Source organism: Streptomyces swartbergensis, from assembly GCF_002148965.1.
Lineage (GTDB): Bacteria > Actinomycetota > Actinomycetes > Streptomycetales > Streptomycetaceae > Streptomyces > Streptomyces swartbergensis.
The window spans coordinates 1-3,809 of the sequence record NZ_NGFN01000524.1 but is presented as its reverse complement, the minus strand read 5'-3'; the positions used below and the strand labels follow the sequence as shown (position 1 = coordinate 3,809).

Annotated in this window: 2 protein-coding genes; one reads left to right on the top strand and one right to left on the bottom strand. The window is 74.1% G+C overall.

All coding sequences use genetic code 11. From position 1 onward, the window contains the following. Window positions 1-538: NPCBM/NEW2 domain-containing protein (locus CA983_RS41405; RefSeq protein WP_208637164.1), on the top strand; the 538-nt coding region annotated here is incomplete at its 5' end. On the opposite strand, the gene CA983_RS41400 is transcribed toward CA983_RS41405, so the two are convergent. Further along, the coding region (locus tag CA983_RS41400) for an ATP-binding protein (RefSeq protein ID WP_086605814.1) at window positions 525-3,809 on the bottom strand (3,285 nt) is incomplete at its 5' end. The genes CA983_RS41405 and CA983_RS41400 overlap by 14 nt on opposite strands.

Genomic DNA, 3,809 nt, shown 5'->3' with positions numbered 1-3,809 from the left:
GCCCGCGTCCCCGAGGCCGACACCACCCCCGGCACCCACGCCCACGCCTACGCCGACACCGACTCAGACACCGACGCCGACACCGACCGAGATGCCGCCCGCCCCGGCCGTCTACCAGTGGAGCGAACTGTCGTACGACATCAGCGGCGACGGCACCGAGCCCGAGATGCGGATCGGCACGAGCAGCTGGGTCTGGCAGCGGTACGGCCTCTCGGCCGGCGACCAGCGGTACGCGCACGGCGTCACCGTGCACGGCCGTTCCTCCGTCACCATCGACCTCAACCGCTCCTGCTCCTCGTACGAGGCGCTCGTCGGGGTGGACGACCTGACGCTGAAGCTCGGCAAGGTGTACTTCTCCGTATACGCCGACGGGGTGCGACTGTGGCGGTCCGGGCCGGTGGAGGGCGGTGACCCGGCCGTTCCCGTCCAGGTGAACTTCACCGGCCGCAGTACCGTACGGCTGGTCGTGGAACCGCACAGCGCCCTCGACAACCTGGTCCTGGCGGACTGGGCGGAGTCGAAGTTCACCTGCGGTTAGCGGCTTTCGGCTCGGTGGCGCACGAGCTCCGCGCCCGGTCCAGCTCGCGCAGGATGTCGTCCGCGGTGAGGCTCGCGCCCCGGGCGCGCTCCGACTCGCACCGGGCAGGGCCCAGGGCGGCGCGAGCGGCTGCCCCGATCCGTTCCGCCTGGGCGTGCTCCGGCATGGGGCGGGGACGGCCGGCCCACCAGTGGTCCCCGGTACCGAGCAGCCGTGCCGCGCGCGGGAAGTCGCCGACGTCGGCCAGCAGTCCTGCCGCGCTGTCCACCACCGTGGCCCGGATCGTGTCGGAGCACCGCTTGTCCACGGCCAGGCGCAGGGCTCCGATCAGCTTGGCCAGGGCGGGCCCCGGGCCGGACTCACTCGCCGTGACCATGGCGTCCACCAGATCCAGCATCACCGTGAACTGGGGCGGCGGTGTGCCGCGCGCGGCGTCCGCGCGCGCCGCCTCGCACATCTCGCGCGCCCGGGCTGTGTGCCCCTCCTCGGACGCCATCTGGGCCCGCAGCACCAGGACGAACGCCTTGGAGTCCGCCACACCGTACCGGTCGGCGGCGGCGCTCGCATCGTCCAGCCCCGCCAGCGCGGCCGGGCGGTCTCCCGCGCGGTAGGCGATCTCGGCGAGCCGGGCGATGAGGAAGGGCGACTCGGTGTAGGCGCCCACCTCGTAGGCGAGCCGCAGCGCCTCCTCGTACTCCCCCTTGGCCTCCTCGAAGCGGCCGCGGGCCATGGCGGCCTCGCCGGCCGCGCCGCACACCTGGGCCCGCAGCCAGCGGTCACCGGCGCGGCGGCTGAGGATCCGCAGCTCCGCGAGGTCGTCGTCGACGCCGTCCAGGTCACCGGGTGCGTCGACGACCATGTGCGTACGGAACATCAGGGCGACGGCGGTCTCCCAGTCCCCGCCGTATTCACGGCAGTTGGCGACGGCGGAGTCCATGACGGCCCGGAGGCCGCTCCGGTCGCCCACGTGGGAGGAGATGATCAGGCTGACCAGCCCCGGGATCCGGGCCGCCCGTGGGCCGCCCTCCTGGAAGTAGGCCCATACCCGCTCCATATACGGCCGCCGCTCCTTGACGAACGCCTCCGTGGACCCGGCTTCGGTCACGAACAGCAGATGCGCCATGCGCAGATCCATCCGCAGGGCGTGCAGCGGATGTGCCGCCTCCCCGTCCGGCGCGGCGAGGAAGTGGTCGACGGGATCGGGCAGGCCCGGCTCGCCACCGGATGGCACCCGCCCGGCGGCATCCCTCTCCACGCCCAGCCGCAGGATCCGGTCGAGCCACTCCATGCCCTCGTGGCGGTAGTTGCGCAGCCACCAGAACCAACCCATGGCCAGGACCAGAGCGCCGGCCTCCGGCTCGTCGCCGGCTGTGAGGGCCCGGTCGAGGGCCGCGCGGATGTTGTCCAGCTCGGTCTCCAGGCGGGAGATCCACGGCAGTTGCCCGGCGGAGCGCAGCAGCGGGTCGGCCTGCTGGACGAGCGCACGCACCCACGCCCCGTGCCGGCGCTCGGCCGCGGCACGCAGCGGCGGCACCTCGGCGACGCGCTCGACGGCGTACTCGTGGATGGTCTCCAGCATCCGGTACCGCATGCCGACGGAGCCGTTCGGACGGTCTGAGCCGTTCGGACGCTCTGACCCGTTCGGGCGGTCTAAGCCGTTCGGGCGGTCTAAGCCGTTCGGACGCTCTGAGCCGTTCGGACGGCCCGAATCGTCCGAGTCGGCTGTCTCGGAGGGTGTCGCCACGACGAGGGACTTGTCGACGAGCGCTCCGAGCAGCTCGGCGGCGGGCCCGGTGCACACGGCCTCCGCCGCCGCGATGTCCCAGCCGCCCGCGAACACGGACACCTCGCACAGCACCGTCCGCTCGGCCTCGTCGAGCAGGTCCCAGGACCAGTCGACGACGGCACGCAGGGTCTGCTGGCGGGGCAGGACCGTACGACTCCCCGAGGTCAGGAGGCGGAAACGGTCGTCGAGCCGGTCGGCGATCTGCCGGGGTGTGAGCAGCCGGAGCCGGGCCGCGGCCAGCTCGATGGCGAGCGGCAGCCCGTCCAGGCGGCGGCAGATCTCCGCCACCGCCCGCTCGTCACGGAGCACGGCGTCCGCGTCGGGACGGACGGCGGCGGCACGCTCCGTGAACAGCCGGCGGGCGTGGTCCGGCCGCAGGGGCTCGACCGGACGCACCAGTTCACCGGGCACGCCCAGGGGTTCACGACTGGTGGCGAGGATCGTGAGCCCCGGGCAGCGGGTCAGCAGGGTCTCGGCGAGGTGGGCGGCGGCGCCGATGACATGCTCGCAGTTGTCGAGGATCAGCAGTTGGCTGCGCGGGGCGCAGTACTCCACGAGCAGGGCGACGGGGTCGTCCTGCACGGCCGTCAGCTCGCTGGTCATCAGCACCGTCTCGCGCAGACCGAGCGCGCTGACCACCGCTCCCGGCACCGCCTCCGGCCGGTCGAGCGGGGCGAGCTCGGCCAGCCACGCCTGCGGGAGCCCGGCGGCGGCCTCCTCGGCGAGGCGGGTCTTGCCGGAGCCGCCCGGTCCGGTGAGGGTGACGAGCCGGGCCCTGTGCACGTCGGAACGGATGGCGTCGATCTCGGGTTCCCGGCCGACGAAGGAGGTCAGACGGGGACGGATGTTCCCGGTGCGCTCGGGCGGAGCGGGCGTCGGTCTCTCGCTCCTCGCGGCCGACGCGAGCAGGTCGGCGTGGAGGGCGCGCAGGTGGGGGCCGGGGTCGGTGCCGAGGTCCTCCGCGAGGGCGCGGCGGACGGACTCGTACGCGGCGAGGGCGTCGGCTTGGCGGCCGGTGTCGCGCAGGGCGCGGATGAGGAGGGCGTGCAGCGGTTCGTCGTACGGGTGTACGGCGGTCAGTTCCCGCAGTTCCGGTACGACGTCCGGCGCGCGGCCGAGCCGCAGGCGGGCCTCGGCTCGGGCCCGGGTCGCCTCCAGGCGCGTGGCCTCCGGGCGGGCGGCGGCGGTGCGGTCGGGGAGGTCGGCGAGGGCGGGGCCGCGCCAGAGGGCGAGGGCGTCGTCGAGATGCCGTTCCGCCAGGGCGGGGGCGTCGGCGGCGAGGGCGTCGGTGCCTTGCTGGACGAGCCGTTCGAAGACGAAGAGGTCGATGTCGTCGGGCGTGGCCGTGAGGCGGTAGCCGCCGGTGTCCGATGTCACGGCGTCCTTGCCGAGTGCGCGGCGGAGGCGGCCGATGAGGGCCTGGAGCGCGGCGGGGGCGTCCTGGGGTGGGTCGTCCGTCCACACCTCGTCGATCAGGGTCTGGGG